The following is a 23,925-nucleotide window of genomic DNA, read 5'->3' as shown; positions in this document are numbered from 1 at the left end:
GCCGTCTCAGGACACGGCCCGGCCGAGCACGACCGTGCCCCGCGGTCCCCGGGCCATCGCCGCGTCCGGCGCCGGCGTCCCCGAGCGGAACTCCCGCGGGCTGACTCCCCGGACCCGCTTGAAGGCGGCGGACAGCGCGAAGGCGCTGCTGTAGCCCACCTTGCGGGCCACCCTCTCGACCGTGGCGTCCGGTTCACGCAGGAGATCGGCCGCCAGCGCCAGGCGCCAGCCCGTCAGATAGCCGACGGGCGGCTCGCCGACGAGCTCCGTGAAACGGCGCGCCAGCGACGCCCGGGAGACGCCCACCTTCAGGGCCAGTTCCTCCACGGTCCATCCGTGCGCCGGGCTCTCGTGCAGCAGCCGCAGCGCCGGCCCGACCACCGGATCGCCCTGGGCCCGGAACCAGCCCGGGGTGCCGGAGCCGGGGGCCGCGAGCCACGCTCGCAACACCCCGATCAGCAGCAGGTCCAACAGCCGGTCCAGGACCACCTCCTGGCCCGGCTCCTCGCCGGAGATCTCCGAGGCGAGGAGCGCGATCAGCGTGGAGTCGGCGGTCCCCGCCGGCCGCACCAGGATCGTGGGCAGCGCGCTCAACAGCCGTCCGCCGACCTCGCCCGGCGCCTGGTACGTGCCGCTCAGCATCACCGCCGCCCCGGCGTCGGGGCGGGCGACGCCCCAGGTCCGTACACCGAGCGCCATCGAGTCCGTGACGTCCCCGGCCTCGGGCGTACTGCATCGTTGGTCCGGCCCCACCGTGATCTGGACGGGGGTGTCCGGCAGGTCGGCGACCGTGTACGGCGCGGGTCCGCGTACGACGGCCACGTCCCCGGGGTCGATCCGGACCGGCTCGGCGTCCGGATCGTCGGGCAGCAGCCAGGCCGAGCCCTGCGTCATGGTCACGACGGACAGCGGGGCACGGTCCTCGATCCGCATCGACCACGGAGGGTTGAGCACCGACTTCTGCAGAAACGCGCCACGGGCCTGAGGGCCCGTGAGGAGACCCGCCAGCATGTCCATACGCACATCCTCCCCCGGACGGAACGACGTCCCGGCACGCTCCCGGGCGCGGCGGGTCCGCATCAGACGGCCCGGAGGTCCCAGACGCCGGTGGCCGCCGCCTCCCGGGCGAAGTCCGAGAAGTTCCGGGGCGGCCGCCCCAGCACTTCCTCGACCCCGTCGACGAGGTGCGCGTTGCGCCCGTCCAGGATCAGGGTGAACAGCTCGGCGAAGTCCTCCGGCAGCCCGTTCTCACGCAGCACCGCACGATAGTCCTCCATCGGGATGGGTGCATAGGTGATCTCACGGCCCGTCACCTTCGAGAGCTCGGCGGCCACGTCGTCGAATCCCAACAGGCGTGGCCCCGACAGCTCGTACGTCTTCCCGATGTGCCGGTCGTCGGTCAGCGCGGCCACCACCACGTCGGCGATGTCTCCGGTGTCGACGAACGCCTCGACCGCGTCCGCCGTCGGCAGCACGATCTCGCCCGACCGGACGGATTCGAGGAAGAAGCTCTGGTCGAAGTTCTGGTTGAACCAGCTCGACCGGACGATCGTCCAGTCCGCGCCGGACGCCTTCAGCCCCTCCTCACTCGCGCGCGCCGCCTCCTCGCCACGCCCCGACAGCAGCACCAGGCGCCGGACCCCGGCCGCGACCGCCACCTCCGCGAAGGCCGTCACCTGAACGGACGCCCCGGGGAAGGCGAGGTCGGGGTAGTAGGTCACGTACACCCGGTCGACGTCTTCGAGCGCCGGGAGCCAGGTCTCGGGATCGTTCCAGTCGAAAGGCGGCTCGCCGCGACGGGATCCGACCCTGACCGGGCGGCCCTGGGTCGTGAGCCGCTCGGCGACCTTGCGGCCGGTCTTGCCGGTTCCGCCGATCACCAGGGTGATGCCGTCGGCATCGGCGTGGTCCACGACCATGGCCTGCTCGTTGCGGTGTTCGTTCCGGTTCTCGCTCTGGTTCTCGTTCTTCGTCGTCTTCGTCATGACCCCAGTCAAATCCACCGATGCGAGACGCGACATGGCCGAAGAGCTCACCTGCATACGCGAGCGTCCATCGGGCCCGGCCGTATGCGTGTGGCACGGGGCCCGGGAAACGGGATGACAGGGCGGCGGGAGGGGAGGAAGACTCGCGGGATGCGCGAACGTGTCGAAGTTTCCTCGGGTTTGGTGCTGCGTAGATGGGCCCCGCGTGACGCGGCCGCCGTGACGACCGCGTTCGCGGATCCCCTCATGCGTGAGCAGACCGTCCTTCCCATCAGTTCTCCGGAGGACGCACTGCGGTGGATCGCGGAGCGTGCCCACGAGTGGGAGGCCGGCTCCGCCTTCTCCTTCTCCGTCGTCGACGGCGCCGACACGGTGCTCGGACAGGTGTCGGTCGGCGCGGTGAACCGGCGGCACTCCGTCGGCTGGGTCTCCTACTGGACGACGGCCGCGGCGCGGGGCCGGGGCGTGGCCTCGCACGCCTGCCGGGCTCTCGCGCGCTGGGCGTTCGACGAGGCCGATCTGTTCCGACTGGAGCTGGGGCACCGGGTGAACAACCCCGGCTCGTGCCGGGTCGCTCACGCCGCGGGCTTCGCCGTGGAAGGACTCCAGCGCCAGAAGCTCGCCTACGACGGAATCCGCTACGACGTCGAGTGCCACGCCCGTCTGGCGACGGACCCCGTGCCGGACCCTCATCCGGATCCGGCACGTTTCGAAAGGGGCGGCCTCGTGCTCAGGTCGTCGGACGAGTTCAGTACACGAGCTTGTACGTGACGTCCTTCGGGACCGGGGCCGGTGCGGTGTCCGTGTAGAGGAGCCGGATCGTGGTGAAGCGGTCCACGTCCGGGTGGCCCGGCCAGGGCTCCGGACTGCTCAGGGTCACCGTCACGGGGTAGGACCGGAAGCGGCCGGCGGCGCAGTAGGGGACACAGTCGTTGACCATGTCGGTGCCCTTGGCCGTGGCGGTCTTCGGCCCCCAGGTGTCCCACTTCAGTCCGACGAGACGATTGTTGCCGTCCCCGCAGGCCAGCAGGTACTCCTCGGGTCGTACCTGGGACTGCGAGAAGCAGTCGACGACCACGAGGGGCTCAGCCGGAGCCGCTACGGCCCGGGGGCTCTGCGCGGAGGCCGGGATGGCGGCCGCGGCGAGAGCCGCCGCCGCACACAGAACGGTGGCGGTCCGCACCCTGGCCTTGAACCAGGACCGGGGTGCGCGAATGAGCCGGCCGTCTTCTGAGGTGTCCACGAGGCCTCCTCGCCCTGATGTCCCGCTGTCGGCGGTGCGGCTAGGTCGTCTCTTTCGGATCTGGTCGGTCAGGACGCGGACCCGGCAAGATCCGAAAGAGACGGCTAGACCCAGCTTCCCCCATCCGGGCGGGCCGCGCACGCGCAGCGCCGGGCACCGCCCTCATGGGCGCGAAACCTGCCCCGGTGATCGGTGGCCGCCGACCGGGGACGAGAATGAGGCCGGAAAGTGAGCCGTCCGGCACCTCGGATCAGGTGGCGACGAAGGCTCGTGTCGACCAGGGGGACGCACATGCAGATCGGGGTGTATCTCGCACACCCGCGGCGGGGGAGCTTCAACCACGCCGTGTTCGATGCCGTTGTGGAGGAGCTGCGCGGCCGGGGGTGCCACGTGGTCGCGCACGACCTGTGCGCCGAGGGTTTCCCGCCGTCGCTGTCCGCGGAGGAGACCGGCACGGTCGAGGCGGCGCCGGGCGCCCGCGACCCGCAGGTGGCGCTGCACCAGCGGGAGTTGGCCACCCTTGACGCTCTGGTGTTCGTCCACCCGAACTGGTGGGGCATGCCACCCGCCGTTCTCACGGGCTGGGTGCAGCGTGTCCTCGCACCGGGCGTCGCCTACAAGCTGGGTACGGCGGACGGCGAGCCCGCCCCGCTCCTGAAGGCCGACCGGGCGCTCGTACTGAACACGTCCGACACCCCGCTCGACCGGGAGGAGAGGGAGTTCGGCGACCCGCTGCAGCGGATCTGGGCGGCATGCGTCCTTCCCTACGCGGGAATCACCGACGTGCGACGCACCGTCTTCCGGACGGTCACCGACTCCTTCGACGAGGAGCGCGCGGCCTGGCTGCACCGAGCCCGCCGGCTGGCGGCCGAGCTCACGGAATGAAACGCCTCCGATGCTGTCGGAGACCACCCGCACGCTCCGGCGCCGCGGGTGCGGAGCCCGCGAGAACTGCCCCCATCCGGAAAACGTGATCAAGCTCGAAGCATGTGATCATATTGCGGCATGACCACGAAGACTCTCCACCTGCTCTGCTCCGCCGCCCCGCCCGTCTTCGACGTCGCCCGGGTCATCGAGGACGCCCAGGCCCGCGGCTGGGACGTGTGCCTCGGCCTCACCCCCACCGCGGCGCACTGGCTCTCCCAGAGCCTCGACGGACTCGCCGCTCTGACCGGCCATCCCGTGCGATGGCAGTACAAACTTCCCGGCCAGCCGGACGTATGGCCGACGGCCGACGCCGTTCTCTTCGCACCGGCCACCTTCAAGACCATCAACGCGTGGGCCCTCGGCCTGACCGACAACCTCGTCGTCGGCCTCGCCGCCGAGGCGACCGGCAAGCGCACGCCCGTCATAGCGATGCCCTGCGCCAACACCGCGCTCGCCGCCCACCCCCAGTTCGACATCTCCCTGAGCACCCTGCGCAACGCCGGGGTCGAACTCCTCCACGGCGAGTCCGGATACACCCCGGACCCCGCCGACCCCGATGCCCCGATCCACTTCCCCTGGGACACCGCCATCAACGCCCTGGGCGCCCTCGACCCCGCCGTGCCGCAGGCCTAGGCGGTCCGGCCGTCACCGGTCACCCGTACTCCAGGACACGGCCGTCGACGGTCCCGACCAGCAGCCGCCCCTGCGGAGCCACCGCCAGGGAGAGCGCGCAGGTCGGGACCCCGCCGACAGTGAGGGTGGTCTGCCAGAGCACCACGCCCGTGGCGGCGTCCAGGGCGGTGAGGGCTCCGGAATTGTCCGCCGAGAAGACCGTCTCGCCGTCCGTGTCCAGCGCCGTCGCGCGATGGGCCGCGCGGTGCTCCCACAGCACCTCGCCGTCCAGGGATCGCCGTACGACGTAGGAGTCCCCATGCCCCTGCGGGTGGTGGACGGAGCCCACGTACACCAGTGACTCCCCGATCTCGACCGCCGGACCCCCGAAGTGGTGCTCCCGCGGCACCCAGCTGTGCGGGAAGAGCGGCCGCAGCGCCCCGTCCGGGTCCACGGCCGCGACCCACAGGCCCTTGTGCGCCCACTCCGGATCGGTTCCCACCAGCACGTACGGGCGGCTCGAGCGGTGCATCGGGAACGGGTGGTAGAACAGGTCGAAGCCCCTGACCTCCGGACCCTCGGCGGCCGTTCCGTCCAGCTCGAACAGCAACAGTCGCCGGTCGGCCTTCCGGTGGTCCTCCACCGGACGCAGGACCAACCGCTTCCCGCCGCCCGCGACGAGGAGCGCGTACTCGCCGGCGCTCACGGTCTCCAGCACCCGGCCGGTGTCCAGGGCGATCCGGGCCACCCGGGGCGCGGACCTCTCCCACCCCGAGCGCGTACGGCGTCCACGCCGCTCGGCATCGGTCCACACGGACACCCCGTCGGACCCCGGCAGCAGTTGGCGGCCGCCCTCCTCGTCCTCGACCGCCCACTGTCGTCGCCCCGACGGCAGCCACGCCTCCGCGAGCACCCCGTCCAGCGCGGCCAGCACCCGGCCGTCCGCCAGGCCCTCGACGGCCCACACCCGCCGCCGCACCGACCGGTCCAGGCCGACCGCGCCGGCGAGCTCCGCCAGCAGCCGGCGGGCCCGCGGTGCGCGGTCCGGCCAGGCGTACGGCGCCACGGTCGCGTCCACCTCCTCCGCGCGGACCGCCCGCGCGCCCACCGCCCCCCAGTCCGCGCGAGAGACCACGACGGTGTGGCCCTGCTCCCGCGCCCCCGGGTCCACCCAGTCGTCGGGAGGGGCCAGCACCATGCGCAGTTCGGTCCAGCTGAGCCAGGCGACGTCGAGCACCTCCCGATCACGCTCCAGTGCGGAGACGACCTCACCGGTGTCCAGGTGGACGAGGAGCAGCTCGCCCTCGAAGCAGTAGCCGCCGTCGTACGCCCCCGTGCCGACGGCCAGGAGGGGCAGGACGGGGTGGAACGCCAGCGACCGCACGGGCTTCCGGGAGCGCAGCAGGTGCCGGCACCGTAGCCCGTCCGGCTCGTAGACGCCGACCCGGTGACCGCTCCACCCGTCGTCCGCGGTCCCGTTGCCGCTCCACTGCACCCCGCCCAGGTCCCCGCCCACCCCGACCAGTCCCGAGCGGCCGTCGACGACGGCGACCGACGGGTCCCCGGTCTCGGCGAACGGCCCGCCTCCGAGGACCCGTCGGAGGGTCGGCGCGGGGGTGTCACGGGGCATACGGGTCCCTCCAGGTGGCAGCGGCTCACGAAAGCGCCGCCGTCCCGGGCAGGGAACGGCGGCAGCCCATGATCGCCCGCGCCTCCGGGCGTCCGCCAACGGATTTCGGCGACGGCGGGATCTCGCGTTCGCCCCGTCCCACCCCGCGGGCGGGGTCCGCGTCCGACCGCCCGGGGGCCGGCCACGGGCCCGCAAGTGGTTTCCGGTGGGCCGACCCCCGTACCGGCGGGTTCCGGCCAACCTCCGGTGCGTCCGCTCCCGGAAGCCCGGGGGTGCCCGGATTCGATCAGCGGCCACCGCCAGGGAGCCGCCGCCGCGAGGTCGGCCAGATCCCGCTGCTCCGGCCGTCGGCCTGCGCTGTACTGCCTGCTCCCAGTTCCCGCGACCACGCAGCCGCCCCTCCGCACACCGCGGAGCCGGGCTTCTCCGGCATGCGCTGCGAGCGACGAACCGGCCTCCAGGACAACCCGGTCGAAGGAGACGCAGCATGTCCCAGCAGCAGGCCGAGCGGCGGAAGGCCGCCGTACCACCCGCCCCTCCCGAGTTCACGTACACCTGGGGCCGGCACAACGAGACCATGGAGGCGCTGTCGCTCGGGCAGATGGCCCGCCGCGTCCCGTCCGCCCTCCGGCGGACGGCGCGGCTCGCGCTCGCCGTCAACCGCACCGCGTTCCATGTGCTGGTCACGGCCCAGGTCCTCGGCGGGATCTGCACGGCGGCGGCGCTCACGGCGATCTCCCGGGCGATGGTCCCGCTCCTGACGGGCGACGGCGTCCAGGAGCGGATCGCGGCGGCGGCCTGGCCGCTGGTCGTCGCGGCCGCCATGACGGCGCTCGGCGCGCTGGCCTCCATCACCTCGGGCAGCGCGGCCCGCCGCCTGAATCCCGGTATGGCCACCCTCGCCGACCTCGCCATGGTCGACGCCCACATGGACGTCGAACTCGACGCCTACGACGCGCCCGACTTCACCGAGCGTTCCGAGGCCGCCGAGACCGGATCCGCCCGCTCCGCCATGCTGCTGCAGGACGCACTCGGCTTCACCGGCGGTCTGATCGACATGGTCGCCGTGGCGTCCGTCCTCGCGGTGGTCCACCCCGTGCTGCTGCCGTTGCTCCTGCTGTCGGTGATCCCGCGCGGCCTCGGCTCGGTCTACGCCGCCCGCCTCGACCACCGGCTCCACAACCAGACGGTCGGCTCCCGCAACATCAAACACATGATGCGCTGGCACCTGACCACCCCGAAGCTCGCCGACGAGCTGCGCGGCAACAGCATGCGTCCGTACGCCCATCATTGGTACGCGGCGGTCTGCGAGCGCATCGACTCCAGGATGGTCAGCTCCGCGCCCCGCTACCTCACCGTCCACCTGACCGCCGCCACCGCCTCGGGGGTCTTCGTCCTGGCGACCTACGGGGCCCTCGCCGGGCTCGTCGTGGGCGGGTACATGGCGATCGCGGCGGCCGGCACGGCGATCGTGGCCATGCGGACCTCCACCGCCGCCCTCTCGCAGCTCGTCGTCTACGGGGCGGCGATGTTCCAGCACGCCCTCTACCTCGGCGACTACACCGCCTTCGTCGCCGAGGCCGCGGAGAAGTCCGGTCCCCGCGGCCCGCAGGTGATGGAGGTCGCGCCGGAGAAGATCCGTCTGGAGGAGGTCACTTACACCTACCCCGGCAAGGACACCCCCTCGCTCGGGCCGGTGTCGCTGACCCTGTCCCGGGGCGAGGTCGTCGCCGTCGTCGGGGAGAACGGGGCGGGGAAGTCGACGCTGATCCGATTGCTGACCTCGCTGACCGTCCCGACGTCCGGCGTCGTCTCCTGGGACGGTGTCCCCACCTCCGACGCCGACCAGCGCACCGCCTGGCAGCATGTCGGCCTCGTCACCCAGTCCTACGGGTACTGGCCCTTCTCCGCTCGGGAGAACATCACCCTCGGCCAACCCGACCCGCGGGGTGAGGAGGCCGTCTGGGACGCCTTGGACGCGGTCGGCATGCGGACGACCGTCCAGGAGTTCCCGAACGGCCTGGACACGCTCCTGGCCCGCTCGGTCTGGGGCGGGCACGAGCCCTCCGGCGGTCAGTGGCAGCGTCTGGCGTGCGGGCGGGCGTTCCACCGGAAGCCGGGGCTGCTGGTCATGGACGAGCCGACGTCGGCCATGGACCCGCGCGGTGAGCACATGGTGTTCTCCGGACTGCGGGACATGAAGGACGAGCGGATCACGGTGATCGTCACGCACCGGATGGAGAACTGCCGCCTCGCGGACCGGATCGTCGTCCTCGACGCGGGACGGATCATCGAGCAGGGCGGTTACGAGGAACTGGTGCGCCTGGACGGCTCCTTCGCCGAGCTGGTCCGACTGTCCCAGGACAGGTAGCCCGGTGCGGTCCGGGGGACGAGTGGCGCTCCACGTCCCCCGGACCCGCGACCTCGGTGAGGGCGCCGTGTTCGCGTCCCCACCGAGGCCACCCGCTCATGCCACCGGTCGGAAGTGCACGATGGTGATCCGGTCGGCCGGCTCGATGTCGGGGTAGTGGTACCGCAGTCGGTCGTGGAGCTCGGCCAGGTCACGGAAGCCGTCCGCCCGGGCGTCCGCCTCGGTCAGGCCGTCGACCGTCGTCCCGGTGAGCCGCGTGACGACACCCGGCAGAACCACTTCCTCGTCCGACTCGAACACGAGGCTGACCGGGCCCACCTCCACCGGGTCACGGAAGCGGACGGTGGTCGTCTTCCGGCCCGCCCGCACGGCGTCGAGGTAGTCGGGATGGAAGTACAGGGAAGGCGCGTTCATCGACGCACCCTAACCGGTGTCGTGCCGGTCGGACCGGGCCGGCGTCCGCTCCCTGCGCGCCGAGTCGATCACAGGATGACGTTTCGGTAGGTTTCATCCCGAATTCGTTCGTTCGCGACCTGACGCGACGGGGAACCGGCGGCGCGGCGGTGCCGGGCGCGAACCTCGTGACGGCCGACCGACGTGACGGAAGGCGGACGCGTTGAGCCCTCAGCCGCTCGTGCACGTGCGCAGGAACGTGTGGACCCTGCCGGAAGACGACCTGACGCTCGCGCACCACGCGGCAGCCGTCGCCGAGATGAAGCGGCGGGACGCGGACGATCCGACGAGCTGGTCCTACCAGGCGGCCATCCACGGAACGGTCGAGACACCGCCGAAGCCACTGTGGAACAGCTGCAAGCACGGCTCCTGGTTCTTCCTCTCCTGGCACCGCATGTATCTCTGGTACTTCGAACGGATCGTCCGCGCCGCGGTCGTGGATCTGGGCGGACCGGCCGACTGGGCGCTGCCGTTCTGGGACTACGACGCCGATCGGTCTAGATCGGGTACGGCGCCCTGCTCCTGGCGCCGGCACCGCTCTGGGCGCGACTGCCGGAGGGCATCGCCCTCGCGTGCGCGCTCGCGCTCGCGGCCGCCTGGCAACTGACGGTCCACAAACGCCGCTGATGCTGGTGATGGCCGTGGCGGGCGACGGGAGCGGGATGCTCGTGTGGATGGCCGTACTCACCGGGATCGTCCTCACGGAGAGGCTGGCCCGCACACCACGGCGCCCGACCCGGCTCGCCGCCGCGGTCCTCGCCGTGGCCGCCCTCGCGGTCCTCCTGCCGGACACGGCCCGGCGGTGGTACTGAGCGGGGACGAGGTGCCTCCGCGCCGGAGTGCGCGCGTCCCGGCGCGGGGTGAAGCTGGTCTTGACGTCCCGGGGACCGGGAGGCATGGGCATGAGAGTGCAGAGCAGTTCCGGACCGTTGCGCGTACGAGCCATCGCGGGGACCCATGTGGTGGTCCTGGGGTTCGACCACGATCGAGCCGCCATGGACGACGTACTCGGTTTTGGAGTCGAGCGGTTCGACCACACCACGGGCCGGCACCGCTGGCTCGACAACCGGCTCCGCTTCCCCCAGGCGAGGCGCCGGTGGGGGTCCAACTGGAACCCGTTCCAGACCTTCACCTGGGCCGACTACCGCGTCGAGCCGGGGCGGACGTACACCTACCGCGTGCACACCATGACCGGAACCCCGGGGGAGGAACTCACCCCGGTCTCGACCGTCGAGCTGCGGGTGCGGGCCGAGGAGCCGGGCGTGCACGGTGTCTGGTTCAACCGTGGCGTCTACGCCTCGCAGGCCTACGCCGAACGTTTCAAGAACCTCCACCCGCGTGACGTACCCAACCGTGAAGCCTGGCGTTGGCTGTCACGCGGCCTGGAGGAGGCGCTGCTCGCCTTCATCGGCACCGCCGACGGCGACCGCGGACAGCTCCGGGCGGCGTTGTACGAGTTCGAGTACCTGCCCGTGCTCACCGCGTTCCGGGTGGCCGCGGACACGGGCGTGGACGTCCGGCTCGTCGTGTTCGACCACCCGCACAACCGTGAGGCGGTGGCCGCCGCCGGCATCGAGGACCTGGTCGTGACCTGGCGGACCCGCGCCACGATCCCGCACAACAAGTTCGTGGTCGTGAGCCACGAGGACGCGCCCCGGGCCGTGTGGACGGGGTCGACCAACATCACCGAGAACGGGATCTTCGGCCAGTCCAACGTCGGACACACCGTCACCGACGCGTCCGTCGCACGGCAGTACCGCGACTACTGGGCCCAGCTCGTCGCGGACCCCACCCCCGGCACCCTCAACAACTGGGTGGACGTCCACAGCCCGATGCCCGACCCCTGGCCCGCGGGCATGACGGTCGTGTTCAGCCCGCACACGCACACCACGGCTCAGGACCGTTGGGCCGAGCTCTTCGGATCGGCCCAGGAGCTGGTGTGCATCACGTTCCCGTTCAATTTCGATCCCCGGTTCGCCGACCGGCTTCCCGGCGACCACCCGGCTCTGCGTTGGCTGTTGTTCGAGGACGCCGGCGTCGCGGACGCGCACCGGAGCCTGGTCACCGATCCCGAGACCGAGCTGGTGGCCTGCGGACTCGTCGAAGAGGGCGGGCTGGCGGGCTGGGCCGCCGAGCACGACAACCCGTTCTCCAACAACATCGAGTACCTGCACACGAAGTACCTGCTGATCGACCCGCTCGGCGACGATCCGATCGTCGTCACGGGCTCCGCCAACTTCAGCAACCCCTCCGCGAACCGCAACGACGAGAACATGCTGGTGATCCGGGGCGACCACGGCCTCGCGGAGATCTATTTCACCGAGTTCTCCCGCCTGTTCAACCACCACCGCTTCCGGGACTCGCTCCGCCTGGCCGCGCACCAGCCGACGCCCGGCCCCGAGACGGGAGTCGAAGCTCCGGTGCCGCTCGTCGCCGGGCACTGGTCGGACAGGTACTACGACGAACCGGCGCGCGACCACCAACGGCGACTGCTGGCCGGCTCGCCGTAACGCGTGCCCGGCCTAGACCTCGGGCAGGGTCGGGTCGGGCGTCCAGGGGCTCGGTGCGGTGACGGCCCAGCGCTCGTGGTCGCGCCAGCCGCCGTCGATGTAGAGGTAGGCGGGCGAGAGACCTTCGTAGCGGAAGCCCAGCCGCTGGACCAAGGCCAGGGAGGCTTTGTTCCCGGGCTGGATGTTGGCCTCCAGCCGGTGGAGCCGTAGGTCGGTGAAGGCGTGCCGCAGGGTGGCGGCGACCCCTTCGGTCATGTACCCGTGGCCCGCGGACGGGGCGAAGGCCGCGTAGCCGAGGGAAGCGCCCTGGTAGCGGCCCCGGATGATCGAGTTGATGTTGACCATGCCGACGGTCGTGCCGGTCTCCCGGGCCCGGACCAGGAAGCCCCGGTTGGTGCCGTCGTCGAAGCGGGACATCCAGGCCTGGAACTCCTTCGCGGTCGCGGGTAGTCGCATCCACGGCCGGTGGAGCGCGGAGCTGGCTCGCACGAGCGTGCAGAACTCGTCCTGGTCGGAGAGGGTGAGCGGGTTCAGTTCGACCCGTGACGGCGTATCGATCATGGGCCAACGTTACCCAGGGGGATTCACCCCCCGGTGGCCGCGCAGGCCCGATGCGGTTGCCTGGTGTCGTGGCCTCGTAGCGCCCCGTGCGGCCCGACAGAATGACGGCATGACCATCTTCCGCTGTGCCGACTGTCAGCAGCCCGTGACCGGCGAAGTGGAGTCGGGGGAACCGGTGCCCTACCCGCGACCGCTCACCCCCGAGGAGAGGCTCGCCGACGCGAAGACGCTGTCGAGCCTCCCGCGTATCGTCGTGATCTGCGGCTCCACCCGCTTCATGACCGAGATGAACGAGGCCGATCTGCGGGAGACCGAGGCCGGAAGGATTGTCGTCAAACCGGGCTGTGACATGAAGTCGCCCCACGCGCTTTGGTCCGATCCGGTCGAGGCAGCGGCACTGAAGGTTCGACTCGACGATCTGCACCGGGCGAAGATCCGGCTGGCCGACGAGGTGCTCGTGGTCGGCGACTACATCGGAGACAGCACGCGAGCAGAAATCGCCTACGCCCGGTCCCTGGGCAAGCCCGTGCGGTTCACGCACCCTGAAGTCGACCCTGACGCCTGACCGGGCAACGCTCCCCCCAGCTCACAGGCAACCGCGCCGGCTCAGAGGCAACCGCGTCGGCCGGCGAACGCCGCCTGGACCTCATCGGCCCGGTCGGTCCGCCAGTGCAGCAGCGCCTCGCCTTCCAGGAACATCTTCCCGAAGGCGGGGTCCTTCCGGGCGAGGAGGAACTCCAGCTGCCAGTAGTCGGTCAGGCGCTTCCACCACAGCCGGGTCCCCGCGTCGGCCAGGTCCGCCACGGGCAGGTCGATCACCGAGCGGTACCCGGCCGTGAAGGCGGCGACGCGGTCGAGGTCGAAGACGCCGTCGACGCCGAACTGGACCTGCGCGGTCCGCGCGACCTCCTCCCCGTACGGCCGGACTCCGAGCCGGTCCCAGTCCAGGATCGCCGCGACCTCGCCGTCCCTTCGCAGCAGGTTGCGGTACCGGAAATCGCCGTGCGTCCAGCCGTAGGGTCCGGCCGGGATCTCGCCGTCCGGTCGCCGGTCCGCGTACCGGTTCAGCAGGGCGTGCCGCTCGCGCAGGGCGGCGTCGAGGCCGGGCATCGGGTCGGCGGGAAGCCGGGCCGTCAGGGCTTCGGCGGCGCTGTCGGCCGTGGCGACACCGGTGGCCTCGGCCGGTGGGGGCCGATCCGGGAGCGGGCCGGGGGCATGACGGCCCAGGGCGTGGTGCAGGCGGGCGAGGAGCACGCCGAGTTCGCGGGCCTGGTCGAGGGTGAGTTCGGTCCCCGGTACGTGCCGGCCGTCGACCCAGGCGAGGACGCGGTAGCCGTGTCCGTCGAACTCCGCCACGAGGTCTCCGCTCGCGGTGGCCACGGGGGCGGGCACGGGTAGGCCGTCACCGGCCAGGCCCGCGAGTACGGCGAGGTTCCCGCGGACCTCGGGCAACGGGACGTCGGTGATCTCCTTCACCGCGTACGGACCGGACGCCGTGTCGACGCGCCAGTTCCGGTTCATCAGGCCCTGGGCGAGGAAGCGCCGGTCGTACACCTCGCCCAGGACGAACGCGCGCGTCACCGCGTGCAGCGCGGTCGGCAGCGGGTCCTCGCGGAGTGCGTCGGTCACCTGATGCTCGGTGACATGGGCGGGATCTACTCCTTCGAGTGCAGGAGTTGCCCGGGTCGCCCCGTCAAGGACCGCTTCGGCTCCTGAGCCGTCGGGCAGGACCGTTGATCGGCCGACACCCTGCGTGGTTTAATAAATGCACGTGCATTTATTAAAGAGGAGTGAGGCGTGGCCGGACGTCCCCGTGGGGTGGAAGACCTGGCGATCCTGCGGGCGGCCGCCGAGGTGATGGGCCGGGTGGGGCCGGCCGGGTTGACCCTCGCGGCGGTGGCCCGCGAGGTCGGTCTGGTGCCGGGCACCCTCGTGCAGCGGTTCGGCTCCAAGCGTGGTCTGATCCTGGCCCTGGCCGACCAGTCCGTGCGCGACGCGGACGCACTGCCCGACAGGATCCGTGGGGAGCAGGGTTCGGCGCTCGGGGCCCTGGCCGCCCTCCTCGCCGAGTGGATGGCTCCGATGGTCTCTCCGGAGACCTTCGCCCATCATCTGGCGTTCCTGTGCATGGATCTCACGGACCCCGAGCTGCACGAGCGGGCCCTCGCCGTGCACGAGGCCCAGCGCCGGGCGGTCGGCACGCTGCTGACGGATGCCGTCGCCACGGGCGAGCTCCGTGCCACGACGGATGTCGAGGCCCTCACCGCGACCGTGCAGGCCGTCACCTCCGGCGCGGGCCTCATCTGGGCGCTCGACCGGCAGGGCGCCCTCGTCCGGCGGGTCCGGCACGAACTGGACGCCGTGCTGGCCCCCCACATCGCCGGCACCACCCCCACTCCCACCGCCTGAACCCGCAGGAAGATCTGGAGAAGCCAGAGATGACGACGAAGACACGACAGCTCGCCGGAAAGGTCGCGCTGGTCGCCGGCGGCACCCGGGGCGGCGGGCGGGGCATCGCCGTCGAGCTCGGAGCCGCCGGCGCGACGGTCTACGTGACCGGCCGCAGCAGCGGTACGCAGCGCTCCGATCTCGACCGCCCCGAGACCATCGAGGAGACGGCCGAGACGATCACCGCCGCCGGAGGCCTGGGCATCCCGGTCCGCACCGACCACAGCGACCCGGAGCAGGTCCGGGCGCTGGTGGCGCGGATCGCGACCGAGCAGGACGGCCGGCTCGACATCCTGGTCAACTCCGTGTGGGGCGGGGACGCGCTCACCGACTGGGAACACCCGCTCTGGGAGCAGGATCTCGACCGAGGCCTGCGCCTGCTGCGTCGGGCGGTGGAGACCCACGTGATCACCAGCCGGTACGCGCTGCCGCTCATGGTCGCCCGCGGGAGCGGCCTGGTCGTCGAGGTCACCGACGGCAACACCGCCCGCTACCGCGGCTCCTTCTTCTACGACATGGCGAAGTCGGCGGTGATCCGACTGGCCGTCGCGCAGGCCGCCGAGCTGCGGCCGCACGGCGTCGCGGCCGTTTCCCTGACACCGGGATTCCTGCGCTCGGAGGCGATGCTGGAGCACTTCGGCGTCACCGAGGCCACCTGGCGTGACGGCGCGGCCGAGGACCCGAACTTCGCGCACTCGGAGACTCCCGCCTATCTGGGGCGGGCGGTCGTCGCCCTGGCGGCCGACCCGGACGTCATCACCAGGACCGGGCGGGCGCTGGCCACCTGGGACCTGTACAAGGAGTACGGGTTCACGGACGCCGACGGCAGCCGGCCCGACTTCGCCGCGCACTGGGCCAGGAACCTGGAGGCGGAGTACGGGCCCCTCGGCGATCCGCTCTGACACCACACACCCCGCGGCGGCGCTGTCAGTGGCAGGAGCTAGCCTGCGTCACATGATCGAGGGGGAATTCGCCGTACCGTCACTCGGTGCGCTCGCCGACGAGGTCCGGGCCGTGCTGGCGGGTCGTCATGACCCGGGCGTGGTGGTGTTCGAGCGTCTGCTCAACGCCGTGGTGAGTCACAGCTTCCGGGACAGGGAGGCGCTGACCGCCGCGCTCGGGGCCGTCCCGCGCGAGTTCAAGGTCAAGCCGCACGCTCAGGTGCGGTGCCTGGCGGTGATCGTCGGCGAAGCGGTCGGTCCCGTGCGGGCGGAGGAGGCCTGGGAGACGTCCGGGGCCGGCTGGCTCGAACTGTGCCAGCACGTGGCACTGGGCTACATAGCGGGCGCGCGCTCGGGCGAGGTCGCGGCACGGTTGGGGGCCGGTGATCACGTGCCGTTCCTGCTCTCCGTACCGAGCGGACCGACCGGCGCGGTGGAACCGTACGAGCTGGTCGAACGCCTCGCGGAGTACGAGCGGCTCGGCATCCGGCCCGGACCGGCGGACCTGGGGCAGGCGCTGCTGCGCTGCGGCGGCGGCCCGATGGACCCCGAAGTGGTGCGTGCCGCGGAGAAGTTGGAGTCGGCGGAGGGGATCCGGCTGGCCGCCTGGCTGCGCCAGGGTGGACTGCCCCCACCTGCCTGGCAGCGGGAGCGCGAGGCGGGCGAGGCCGAGCGTCCCAGCAAACGCCGGGGAGCACGCATCGGCCGCCGGATCGTGGTGGGGCACGAGGCCATCGAGGGCCGCGGTGCGTTCCCCCGGCAGTTCTGGTCACTGTTCCGCGTGTTCGAGCCGCTCATCTCCTGTCCGCACTGGTCCCTGCCGGACTACCGGGACGCCCACACGGTGGCGACCCTGCCCTGGCATCCGGAGATCGCCGCGGCACGGCTGCTGACCGGTGTCGCGTCGGCCGCCGACCAGGACGGCAGCGGCTCCCCCGCGTTCCTGGAGGCGCTCGCCTCGACGGACGGCCCGGCCGGGCCCGCCGTGCATCTGGCCGTCGCCTACGGGCTCGCCTCCGTCCCCGAGCCCGACCGGGAGGCCGCCGTGCGCGCGCTGGTGGTACTGGCCTCGCGCGGGCGGCTGGACGGCGAGCTGCTGGGCCGGGAGCTGACCGCGCTCGTGGAGCTGGGCACGCTGCGGGTGCCCCTGCTGACGGAGTCGCTCCGGGCGGCCGTCGCCGTACCGGTACCGGAAGGCGCCGCGGCGGTCTGGGCGGTCCTGGCCACCGCTCTGCCCGGCCTGCTGGCTCGTACCCGGCCCCAGCTGCACGGGGCGCTGCTGGCCGTCGCCGCGGACTCCGCCCGGTTGTCGGGAGCGCGTGGTGAGCTGCCCGAGGTGACGGCGCTCGCCCAGCGCCCCGGGTCGTCCCAACTGCTCAAACAGGCACGCCGGTTGCGGGACGCACTGGCGGGATGCTGACCCGGGCCGGCCGTGTCCCCTGGTGCGACGGCCCGGGGCGTCAGCCGTGTTGGTGCTGCTCGGGCATTCGGCTGTCCGGGTGCGCCCACAGCAGTACGTTGTCGGGCCGCTCGTCGCGGAAGAAGTCCAGGACGTCCCGGTCCGAGTGGCGCAGGCTGAAGTGGGTGAGGACGAAGAGCGTGTCCGGGTGCGCCTCGACGACGGGCTTGAGCCGGCTCCACACGGTGTGTCCGACCCGGTCGGCCCGCTCCAGCTCGGCGTCGTCGAGGTAGGTGCACTCGGTGATGATCACCGGGTACGCGAACAGCCACGGGTTGTCCTGGAAGACACTCACATGGGTGTCGCCGAGGAAGGCGAACAGCGGCTTGCGCACCTCGTGTTCGACCTCGGTCCCCTCCTTGCGGCGCTGCGCCAGGACGCGGCCGAACTCCGCACCCCGGCCCTGTTCGGCGAGGGTTCGCCGCAGTTCCTCGTACTCGGGCAGCAGCGCCTTGCGCCGCTCGGAGAACGCGTATCCCACGCACGGCACCTTGTGGACGCACTCCACCACCCGTACATGGTGGCCGCGGCGCCCGAAGGTGAACTCGTCTCCGCCGCGCACCCCGTGGAGGCGGCAGCCCGCGGCGAGGGCCGGATCGTAGGCGGTTCCGTGGTTCAGTTCGGCGGATGCCCGCAGAAAGGTCTCCACGTACGGCGTTGCCGCGGCGGGCAGGTGGATGTCGACCCCGTCGGGCCTGGCCGCCAGGTGGTCGAGGTCCTTGGAATGGTCGTGGTGCGTGTGGGTGAGGAAGACGGTTTCCGGCTGACGGCCTTCCGCCAGCCCGGCGTCGAGCGCGCAGCGCAGTTCGGGGATGTGGAAGAACGTCTTGTCGTTCGCGCGTGAGTACCCGGTGAGGGTCAGCTCGGTGCCAGGGATGCGCCAGGTCTTCCACTGGCGGAACGGGTGTCCTCGCTCCAGCAGTTCGGGGTGGTCGGGCGTCCGCGAAGGGGCGAGTGTCATCGGTGCCTCCGTGGTACCGCCATGATCGGGTGAGGGCCCGATCGTAACGGGCCCCGGCCGGTCGGGGCGCGCCGATTTCCGAGGCTGCGCCTCGGCACCGGACAGGCCCGGCCGATAGGGCGGCTGGGATTCACGGGGCAGGTGCGGCGGCTCTCGCGGTGACTCTCGCAATGTCTTTCGTCCCACCCTTCCCAATGCGCCGGAACCGGTGGACGTCCCCTCGCGGAGGACTCGAAGATGGGCGCGGCCCGCGCTCGGTGGGCCACGAAGGGAGTGCCATGACGACGTCTCCGGTTGCCGGCAGGCCGGCGCCACCACCGAGCAGTGCCCGCGAGGTCCCGGACAAGACCAAGTGGGCCGTCAAGCCGCTGAACGACGGCAAGGCGGCCTACACCTTACCGACCGAGTGGAAATCCGGGGCACTGCACCACAAGATCTCCAAGGAGCGCCTCAGCTCGATCGCCGAGCAGCTCACCCCCGCCTGGAACGCGCAGAACGCGAAGCTCCAGGGGGCGGCGCGGGCGTTCTGGAGTCTGTGCTGGACGGTGGCCGGTGAGCGGGTCGCCGAAGCCGTGGCGATGGCCGGTCCCGGTGGCAGCCCCAACCCGCACCGCCTGCTGTGGAACCTGCCGCTGATGGTGTCCCTGGGCCCGCAGAGTCCGGCCGACGACCCGGGCATGAACTTCGACCCCGACACCGAGCCGATACCGGGCGGGCCGGGCACGCGCCGGATGGACGCCGTGTCGCTCGCGCTCAAGGACCTGGAGACGGCGTGGCTGCACGCCGCGGAGGCGGACAACGGACGGGGCGTGTACGACGCCGCGCTCTGGACCACCCTGCACCGGCACCTGCGGACCGCGCACGTCGCCGCCGAACAGGTCGCCCGCGACGGGGCGGTGCTGTACCCGCCCCTGCGCGAGCAGTGGGTCTACGACGCCAGGACCAAGCAGAACCTGCGCAAGGGGATGACCCCGTTCCCGACGTCCGAGCAGGGCCTACGCCTCTTCACGGAAGCCCGGGTGAACGCGCCGTCCATCGCGGTGTACGCCGACTCGGCGAACCCCGCCGCGACCGCTACGGTCCTCGCCGACGTGGGCGACCGAAAGGTGACCCTGACACTGACGGCGGCCGAGGAGAACGTGCACCACGTGTGCGTGCGCCACACCCTGACCTTCTTCGACTTCACGGACGCGTCCCGGCCCCGGCCCATCAACACCTTCTGGCCGGACGTACGCACCTTCGCCGATGCCACGGCGCTCACGGTGACCCTGCTGCCGGGCATCGGCCGCAGCTGTCTGCGGGAACTGGAGCGCGAGCAGGGCAACGCGGCCAAGGCGACCGAATGGGTCGACGAGGTCCTGGAGATCTCCAACGTGGACGTGGATGGCCGAGTCGTCTTCTACAACGTGCAGTTCACCGAAGTGACCGGTACGGACGAGAAGCCCGTCGTCCGCGCGGTCATCGAGTCCTTCGCCCCGGACGGCGCCGACGGTCCGGGGTTCACCCGCGGGGACCTGGACCTCATCGCCAAACGACTGTGACTCCGCCGGGCGATCGGGGGGCAGGAGGTCAGGGGTGCGAGGACCGCGACGTCACCGCCGCATCCCACCACCATCCGCCCGTCGGGCGCCATGGTCCCCGCAGTCACCTCGCGGGGAAGGACCGAGACCGATCCCACCGGCCGGTGGGATCCCAGGTCCCACACCCGGACCGTCCGGTCGTCGCCGCCGGTGACGACGAGCGGCCGACCGTCCACGACGGCCGCGGCGAGGGCCCGCACCGGACCCGTGTGCGAGGTCGGGCGCCCCCGTCCCACCACTTCCGTACGCGTGTCCACGTCCCACACCTGAACGCGGCCGCCCCGGTCGCCGGTGACGGCGACCGGGCGGCCGTCGACCGGGAAGGCGGACCAGCCGTCCCCGTTCGCTGTCCGCCACGGCCGACAGCGCGGACGCCCGGGGCGGCCGAGGACGGGGCGTCCTCTCCCCCGCCGTACCCTGAACCCCGTGTCGCCCTCCCGTCTCCACCGTGTAGCCGTCCTCGTCCTCGAAGGCGCCAAGCCCCTCGACGTCGGTATCCCCGCGCAGGTGTTCACGACCCGCGCGAGCATGCCGTACGAGGTGCGCGTGTGCGGCGCGGCTCCTGGGCTCGTGACCGGCGGCGACGGGCTCTCCTACCACGTCACCCACGGGCTCGACGCGCTCGCGTGGGCCGACATCGTCTTCGTCCCCGGCTACCGCCACCCCGACCGCGAGGATCCGCCGCGGGCCGTCATCGACGCGCTGATCGCCGCCCACGACCGGGGCGCGCGGCTCGCCGCCATCTCGACGGGCGCGTTCGCGCTCGCCGCCACCGGTCTGCTCGACGGCAAGCGCGCGACGACCCACTGGCACTACGCGCGAGCCCTCGCCGCGAAACATCCCCTCGTCCACCTCGACGAGAACGTCCTGTTCGTCGACGAGGGCAGCGTGCTCACCTCCGCCGGCGCCGCCTCGGGCATCGACCTGTGTCTGCACATCCTGCGCCGCGACCTCGGCGTGTCCGCCTCCAACCACGCGGCCCGCCGTCTGGTCGCGGCCCCCTACCGCAGCGGCGGCCAGGCGCAGTACGTGCCGCGCAGCGTGCCCGAGCCGCTCGGCGAGCGGTTCGCCGCCACCCGCGAGTGGGCGCTGCACCACCTGGGAGAACCCCTGACCTTGGAGGCGCTGGCCCAGCAGGCGGGGGTCTCGCCCCGGACCTTCTCGCGGCGCTTCGCCGAGGACACCGGGTACACGCCGATGCAGTGGGTCATGCGGGCCCGGATCGACGTGGCCCGTGAGCTGCTGGAACGCTCGGAGCGAAGTGTCGAGCAGATCGCCGACGACGTCGGCCTGGGCACCGGCGCCAACCTGCGGCTGCACTTCCACCGCATCCTCGGCACCACCCCGACGGAGTACCGGCGCACCTTCACCCAGGGCGAGTGACCGACCCACCCCGCCCGATGGCGAGATCCTTACGAACCATGGCGATCTCGCCGCTGTTGCGGAGGGTGACCGCGAGCGAACCTGATGGCGAACGAAAGGGACATCGCTCATGACTCGCATTGCCATCAACGGATTCGGCCGCATCGGTCGCAACGTGCTGCGCGCGCTCCTCGAGCGCGACACCGACCTCGAGGTCGTCGCCGTCAACGACCTGACGGAGCCCGCGACCCTCGCTCGGCTGCTCGCCTACGACACCACGTCGGGCCGGCTCGGCCGCCCCGTGACCGTCGAGGGGAATGTGCTCGTCGTCGACGGCCACCGCATCACTGTGCTCGCCGAGCGCGAGCCGGAGCAGCTGCCGTGGGCCGAGCTCGAGGTGGACCTGGTCCTGGAGGCGACCGGCCGCTTCACCTCGGCCGAGGCCGCCCGTGGCCACATCAAGGCGGGTGCGCGCAAGGTGCTGGTCAGCGCGCCGTCCGACGGCGCCGACGTCACGCTCGCGTTCGGTGTCAACACCGACGCCTACGACCCGGCCGAGCACGTGATCGTCTCGAACGCGTCCTGCACGACCAACGCGCTGGCCCCGCTGGCCGCCGTCCTGGACGAGCTCGCCGGCATCGAGCACGGCTTCATGACCACGGTGCACGCCTACACGCAGGAGCAGAACCTGCAGGACGGCCCGCACCGCGACCCGCGCCGTGCCCGCGCCGCCGGTGTCAACATCGTTCCGACCTCGACCGGCGCCGCGAAGGCGATCGGCCTCGTGCTGCCGCAGCTCGACGGCAAGCTGTCGGGCGACTCGATCCGCGTGCCGGTCCCGGTGGGCTCGATCGTCGAGCTCAACACCACCGTCGCCCGCGACGTGACGCGCGAGGAGATCCTTGAGGCGTACCGCGCCGCGGCGCAGGGACCGCTGGCCGGCGTGCTGGAGTACTCCGAGGACCCGCTCGTGTCCTCCGACATCACGGGCAACCCGGCTTCGTCGATCTTCGACTCGGAGCTCACCCGTGTCGACGGCCGCCACGTCAAGGTGGTCGCCTGGTACGACAACGAGTGGGGCTTCTCGAACCGCGTGATCGACACGCTCACGCTCCTCGCCGCGGGCTGAACCGACAGCGGTCCCCGGTGGGGGCGGGCCAGGCGCCCGCGCGCGGTAGGTCACGGTCACGGATCACGGTGACCGACCTGCCGCGCGCGGGCGCCTCGGCGTATCCACGCGACCGCGCGGCCGCGCCGGTGCTCGTGCTCCTGCTCGTGCTCGATGCTTCGCACCGGCGTGATCCGGTCAGCGCATGCGCGGGAGGCGGAGGCTGAGCAGGACGGTCAGCGCGATGAGGCCGAGCTGGACGAGCAGGGTGGTGGACACGGCCGCGCGCATGCCGGCCGTCGGGACCAGCGCGAGGAAGAGGCTGCCGAGCGTGGCGACGCCGAGCGCCACGGCGGACTGCTGGGCGGTGATCATGACGCCGCTGCCCGCCCCGGCCCGGTCGGCGGGGACGTCCGAGAGCGTCAGGCGCATCAGCACCGGCATCTGGAAGCCTTGGCCCAGTCCCGCCAGCGCGATGCCGGGTGCGAGTACGGCCACGCCGAGGTCCGGCCAGCCCTGGCGCAGGGTGACCAGCAGGAGGGCGATCCCGGCCGCCTGGATGACACCGCCGGCGGTGACGATCCGGCTGCCGAAGCGGGTGATCAGGCGCGGACCGGCCAGCGAGGCTCCGAAGAAGGCGACGGCCATCGGCGCCAGCGCCAGGCCCGCCGTCACCGGGCCCATCTCCAGGCCCTGTTGGAGGGTCACGGCCAGGACGAACATGAAGCCGCCGAAGCCGACGGAGAACGGCATCAGGAGTGCCAGGCTGCGCCTCAGCGACTCCAGCCTCAGCAGGCTCGGCGGCACCAGCGGGGTGTGGCCCTTACGGTCCGCCCGGCGCTCGGTGAAGTAGAACGCCGCTGCGGCGACGGGGAACACGCCCAGCGAGATCCAGGTCCACAGCGGCCAGCCGGCGGCGCGCCCCTCCGTCAGCGGGAGCAGCAGCGAGATCAGCGACAGCGCGAGGAGCAGGGTGCCGGGCACGTCCACGGCCGCGGGCCGGCCGGCCCGGGTGTCCGGGACGCTGCGCACCGCCAGGACCAGCCCGACCAGCACCACGGGGACGTTGACCAGGAACACCGCGCGCCAGCCCGTTCCGGCGAGGTCCGCGGCGACCAGGACGCCGCCGAGGATCTGCCCGGCGACCATGGACAGGCCCCCGGTGGCCCCGTAGAGGCTCATGGCGTGGGCCCGGCGCGGGCCCTCGGTGGTGGCCTGGATGGTGGCGAGGACCTGCGGCAGCATGAGGGCGGCGGCCGCGCCTTGGGCGACGCGGGCGGCGACGAGGGCCCAGGCGTTCGGGGCGAGGCCGCAGGCGAGCGAGGTGACGCCGAAGGCGGCCATGCCGACGAGGAAGAGCCGGCGGCGGCCGAGGCTGTCGCCGACGCGCCCGCCGAGGACCAACAGGACGGCGTACGCGACGCCGTAGCCACCGACGACCAGTTCCAGGAGGGCGGGGCCGGCGGCGAGGTCGTGCTCGATGGACGGGAGCGCGACGTTGACGATGAAGAAGTCGATCAGGGGCAGGGCCGCGCCGAGGAGCACGGTGAACAGGCCGAGGCCGCTCAGGTGGGGCGCGGGGACACTTCGGACGGGGACACTTCGGACGGAAACGCTGGGCACGGGGTCGCCGTGCCCGGAGTTGCTGCGTACAGGATTGCTGCGTACAGGGATCTGAGTCACCGTCCGACGATCTCCCGGCCGTCAGACGGGTACCAGAGTGTCGTTATCCAGGTATCAGGACTACCTGGCAACAGGATGGGCGGTGCGGCAG

Annotated in this window: 23 protein-coding genes and 1 pseudogene; 14 read left to right on the top strand and 10 right to left on the bottom strand. The window is 72.0% G+C overall.

All coding sequences use genetic code 11. From position 1 onward, the window contains the following. Positions 1 to 6: 6 nt before the first annotated feature. Together ACWG52_RS37915 and ACWG52_RS37910 are read right to left on the bottom strand one after the other, a co-directional pair. Positions 7 to 1,017, bottom strand: a complete 1,011-nt coding sequence (locus ACWG52_RS37915; protein ID WP_389806220.1) for an AraC family transcriptional regulator — start codon at positions 1,015 to 1,017, stop codon at positions 7 to 9. A gap of 62 nt (positions 1,018 to 1,079) precedes the next feature. Further along, positions 1,080 to 1,919 (bottom strand): NmrA family NAD(P)-binding protein, encoded by an 840-nt coding sequence (locus ACWG52_RS37910; RefSeq protein ID WP_389806881.1) that lies wholly within the window; start codon positions 1,917 to 1,919, stop codon positions 1,080 to 1,082. Between the two features lie 216 nt (positions 1,920 to 2,135). On the opposite strand from ACWG52_RS37910, the gene ACWG52_RS37905 reads away from it, so the two are divergent. Beyond that, positions 2,136 to 2,756, top strand: a complete 621-nt coding sequence (locus ACWG52_RS37905; RefSeq protein WP_389806222.1) for a GNAT family N-acetyltransferase — start codon at positions 2,136 to 2,138, stop codon at positions 2,754 to 2,756. Here the strand turns inward: ACWG52_RS37905 and ACWG52_RS37900 are convergent. Beyond that, positions 2,734 to 3,228 carry a hypothetical protein gene (locus tag ACWG52_RS37900; RefSeq protein WP_244290937.1) on the bottom strand — a complete coding sequence of 165 codons (495 nt, stop codon included), beginning with the start codon at positions 3,226 to 3,228 and terminating at the stop codon, positions 2,734 to 2,736. The two genes, ACWG52_RS37905 and ACWG52_RS37900, sit on opposite strands and share 23 nt — an antisense overlap. Positions 3,229 to 3,519: 291 nt before the next feature. Between ACWG52_RS37900 and ACWG52_RS37895 the strand changes: the two genes are divergently transcribed. Further along, a complete protein-coding gene (locus ACWG52_RS37895; RefSeq protein ID WP_390168618.1) occupies positions 3,520 to 4,113 on the top strand; it encodes an NAD(P)H-dependent oxidoreductase in 594 nt (197 codons plus the stop codon). Positions 4,114 to 4,233: 120 nt separating this feature from the next. After that, positions 4,234 to 4,788: a flavoprotein gene (locus ACWG52_RS37890; RefSeq protein ID WP_389806228.1), complete on the top strand. Its 555-nt coding sequence runs from the start codon at positions 4,234 to 4,236 to the stop codon at positions 4,786 to 4,788. 19 nt (positions 4,789 to 4,807) lie between these two features. Here the strand turns inward: ACWG52_RS37890 and ACWG52_RS37885 are convergent, their stop codons facing one another. Further along, positions 4,808 to 6,397 (bottom strand): outer membrane protein assembly factor BamB family protein, encoded by a 1,590-nt coding sequence (locus ACWG52_RS37885; RefSeq protein ID WP_390168616.1) that lies wholly within the window; start codon positions 6,395 to 6,397, stop codon positions 4,808 to 4,810. 487 nt (positions 6,398 to 6,884) lie between these two features. Here ACWG52_RS37885 and ACWG52_RS37880 point away from each other — a divergent pair, with 487 nt between their 5' ends. Next, positions 6,885 to 8,768 (top strand): ATP-binding cassette domain-containing protein, encoded by a 1,884-nt coding sequence (locus ACWG52_RS37880; protein WP_389806232.1) that lies wholly within the window; start codon positions 6,885 to 6,887, stop codon positions 8,766 to 8,768. Positions 8,769 to 8,864: 96 nt separating this feature from the next. On the opposite strand, the gene ACWG52_RS37875 is transcribed toward ACWG52_RS37880, so the two are convergent. Further along, on the bottom strand, positions 8,865 to 9,182 hold the full coding sequence (locus tag ACWG52_RS37875; protein WP_389806234.1) for an ASCH domain-containing protein: 318 nt from the start codon (positions 9,180 to 9,182) through the stop codon (positions 8,865 to 8,867). A gap of 202 nt (positions 9,183 to 9,384) precedes the next feature. Here ACWG52_RS37875 and ACWG52_RS37870 point away from each other — a divergent pair, with 202 nt between their 5' ends. From ACWG52_RS37870 to ACWG52_RS37860, 3 genes are all read left to right on the top strand, one after another. Continuing rightward, on the top strand, positions 9,385 to 9,828 hold the full coding sequence (locus tag ACWG52_RS37870; protein WP_453127278.1) for a tyrosinase family protein: 444 nt from the start codon (positions 9,385 to 9,387) through the stop codon (positions 9,826 to 9,828). Positions 9,829 to 9,847: 19 nt separating this feature from the next. Next, the gene (locus ACWG52_RS37865; protein ID WP_389806238.1) at positions 9,848 to 10,033 is read left to right on the top strand and encodes a hypothetical protein; all 186 of its coding nucleotides are present in this window, start codon (positions 9,848 to 9,850) and stop codon (positions 10,031 to 10,033) included. 90 nt (positions 10,034 to 10,123) lie between these two features. Beyond that, on the top strand, positions 10,124 to 11,731 hold the full coding sequence (locus ACWG52_RS37860; protein WP_389806240.1) for a phospholipase D-like domain-containing protein: 1,608 nt from the start codon (positions 10,124 to 10,126) through the stop codon (positions 11,729 to 11,731). 12 nt (positions 11,732 to 11,743) lie between these two features. Here ACWG52_RS37860 and ACWG52_RS37855 read toward each other — a convergent pair whose 3' ends face one another. Continuing rightward, positions 11,744 to 12,292 carry a GNAT family N-acetyltransferase gene (locus ACWG52_RS37855; protein ID WP_389806242.1) on the bottom strand — a complete coding sequence of 183 codons (549 nt, stop codon included), beginning with the start codon at positions 12,290 to 12,292 and terminating at the stop codon, positions 11,744 to 11,746. Positions 12,293 to 12,467: 175 nt separating this feature from the next. On the opposite strand from ACWG52_RS37855, the gene ACWG52_RS37850 reads away from it, so the two are divergent. Then, a complete protein-coding gene (locus tag ACWG52_RS37850) occupies positions 12,468 to 12,857 on the top strand; it encodes a hypothetical protein (protein WP_389806882.1) in 390 nt (129 codons plus the stop codon). A 41-nt stretch (positions 12,858 to 12,898) separates the two neighbouring features. On the opposite strand, the gene ACWG52_RS37845 is transcribed toward ACWG52_RS37850, so the two are convergent. Then, positions 12,899 to 13,921, bottom strand: coding sequence for a phosphotransferase (locus ACWG52_RS37845; RefSeq protein ID WP_453127275.1), 1,023 nt, complete (start codon positions 13,919 to 13,921; stop codon positions 12,899 to 12,901). A 168-nt stretch (positions 13,922 to 14,089) separates the two neighbouring features. On the opposite strand from ACWG52_RS37845, the gene ACWG52_RS37840 reads away from it, so the two are divergent. Genes ACWG52_RS37840 through ACWG52_RS37830 form a run of 3 tightly spaced genes read left to right on the top strand, consistent with a single transcriptional unit; the run spans position 14,090 to position 17,101 of the window. Beyond that, positions 14,090 to 14,701: a TetR/AcrR family transcriptional regulator gene (locus ACWG52_RS37840; RefSeq protein ID WP_389806247.1), complete on the top strand. Its 612-nt coding sequence runs from the start codon at positions 14,090 to 14,092 to the stop codon at positions 14,699 to 14,701. A 29-nt stretch (positions 14,702 to 14,730) separates the two neighbouring features. Next, a complete protein-coding gene (locus ACWG52_RS37835; protein WP_389806249.1) occupies positions 14,731 to 15,642 on the top strand; it encodes an SDR family oxidoreductase in 912 nt (303 codons plus the stop codon). 52 nt (positions 15,643 to 15,694) lie between these two features. Beyond that, positions 15,695 to 17,101: a hypothetical protein gene (locus ACWG52_RS37830; protein WP_453127272.1), complete on the top strand. Its 1,407-nt coding sequence runs from the start codon at positions 15,695 to 15,697 to the stop codon at positions 17,099 to 17,101. Positions 17,102 to 17,141: 40 nt separating this feature from the next. On the opposite strand, the gene ACWG52_RS37825 is transcribed toward ACWG52_RS37830, so the two are convergent. Beyond that, a complete protein-coding gene (locus tag ACWG52_RS37825; protein ID WP_389806253.1) occupies positions 17,142 to 18,101 on the bottom strand; it encodes an MBL fold metallo-hydrolase in 960 nt (319 codons plus the stop codon). Positions 18,102 to 18,379: 278 nt separating this feature from the next. On the opposite strand from ACWG52_RS37825, the gene ACWG52_RS37820 reads away from it, so the two are divergent. Then, on the top strand, positions 18,380 to 19,642 hold the full coding sequence (locus ACWG52_RS37820; protein WP_389806255.1) for a hypothetical protein: 1,263 nt from the start codon (positions 18,380 to 18,382) through the stop codon (positions 19,640 to 19,642). A 167-nt stretch (positions 19,643 to 19,809) separates the two neighbouring features. Here the strand turns inward: ACWG52_RS37820 and ACWG52_RS37815 are convergent. Further along, positions 19,810 to 20,211 (bottom strand): annotated as a pseudogene (locus ACWG52_RS37815) (hypothetical protein); the annotation flags it as partial. Between ACWG52_RS37815 and ACWG52_RS37810 the strand changes: the two are divergent. Both ACWG52_RS37810 and gap read left to right on the top strand, forming a co-directional pair. Beyond that, positions 20,108 to 21,064, top strand: a complete 957-nt coding sequence (locus tag ACWG52_RS37810) for a GlxA family transcriptional regulator (RefSeq protein ID WP_390137686.1) — start codon at positions 20,108 to 20,110, stop codon at positions 21,062 to 21,064. The pseudogene ACWG52_RS37815 and the gene ACWG52_RS37810 sit on opposite strands and share 104 nt — an antisense overlap. A 109-nt stretch (positions 21,065 to 21,173) precedes the next feature. Beyond that, complete coding sequence (gene gap / locus ACWG52_RS37805) at positions 21,174 to 22,172, top strand: type I glyceraldehyde-3-phosphate dehydrogenase (RefSeq protein WP_033224285.1); 999 nt, start codon at positions 21,174 to 21,176, stop codon at positions 22,170 to 22,172. A gap of 177 nt (positions 22,173 to 22,349) precedes the next feature. Here the strand turns inward: gap and ACWG52_RS37800 are convergent, their stop codons facing one another. Beyond that, positions 22,350 to 23,774 carry an MFS transporter gene (locus ACWG52_RS37800; protein ID WP_390167439.1) on the bottom strand — a complete coding sequence of 475 codons (1,425 nt, stop codon included), beginning with the start codon at positions 23,772 to 23,774 and terminating at the stop codon, positions 22,350 to 22,352. Positions 23,775 to 23,925: the final 151 nt, after the last annotated feature.

The sequence above is a fragment of the Streptomyces sp. CLCI03 genome, assembly GCF_053615355.1.
The sequence above is the reverse complement of the archived record's forward strand: the minus strand, read 5'-3'. Positions and strand labels throughout refer to the sequence as shown.

Coding starts and splice junctions, on each gene's coding strand:
- ACWG52_RS37880 (WP_389806232.1), top strand. CDS start 6,885: ATGTCCCAGCAGCAGGCCGAGCGGCGGAAGGCCGCCGTACCACCCGCC.
- ACWG52_RS37910 (WP_389806881.1), bottom strand. CDS start 1,919: ATGGTCGTGGACCACGCCGATGCCGACGGCATCACCCTGGTGATCGGC.
- ACWG52_RS37835 (WP_389806249.1), top strand. CDS start 14,731: ATGACGACGAAGACACGACAGCTCGCCGGAAAGGTCGCGCTGGTCGCC.
- ACWG52_RS37865 (WP_389806238.1), top strand. CDS start 9,848: ATGCTGGTGATGGCCGTGGCGGGCGACGGGAGCGGGATGCTCGTGTGG.
- ACWG52_RS37820 (WP_389806255.1), top strand. CDS start 18,380: ATGACGACGTCTCCGGTTGCCGGCAGGCCGGCGCCACCACCGAGCAGT.
- ACWG52_RS37895 (WP_390168618.1), top strand. CDS start 3,520: ATGCAGATCGGGGTGTATCTCGCACACCCGCGGCGGGGGAGCTTCAAC.
- ACWG52_RS37875 (WP_389806234.1), bottom strand. CDS start 9,182: ATGAACGCGCCTTCCCTGTACTTCCATCCCGACTACCTCGACGCCGTG.
- ACWG52_RS37905 (WP_389806222.1), top strand. CDS start 2,136: ATGCGCGAACGTGTCGAAGTTTCCTCGGGTTTGGTGCTGCGTAGATGG.
- ACWG52_RS37830 (WP_453127272.1), top strand. CDS start 15,695: ATGATCGAGGGGGAATTCGCCGTACCGTCACTCGGTGCGCTCGCCGAC.
- ACWG52_RS37885 (WP_390168616.1), bottom strand. CDS start 6,397: ATGCCCCGTGACACCCCCGCGCCGACCCTCCGACGGGTCCTCGGAGGC.
- ACWG52_RS37890 (WP_389806228.1), top strand. CDS start 4,234: ATGACCACGAAGACTCTCCACCTGCTCTGCTCCGCCGCCCCGCCCGTC.
- ACWG52_RS37860 (WP_389806240.1), top strand. CDS start 10,124: ATGAGAGTGCAGAGCAGTTCCGGACCGTTGCGCGTACGAGCCATCGCG.
- ACWG52_RS37855 (WP_389806242.1), bottom strand. CDS start 12,292: ATGATCGATACGCCGTCACGGGTCGAACTGAACCCGCTCACCCTCTCC.
- ACWG52_RS37915 (WP_389806220.1), bottom strand. CDS start 1,017: ATGGACATGCTGGCGGGTCTCCTCACGGGCCCTCAGGCCCGTGGCGCG.
- gap (WP_033224285.1), top strand. CDS start 21,174: ATGACTCGCATTGCCATCAACGGATTCGGCCGCATCGGTCGCAACGTG.
- ACWG52_RS37825 (WP_389806253.1), bottom strand. CDS start 18,101: ATGACACTCGCCCCTTCGCGGACGCCCGACCACCCCGAACTGCTGGAG.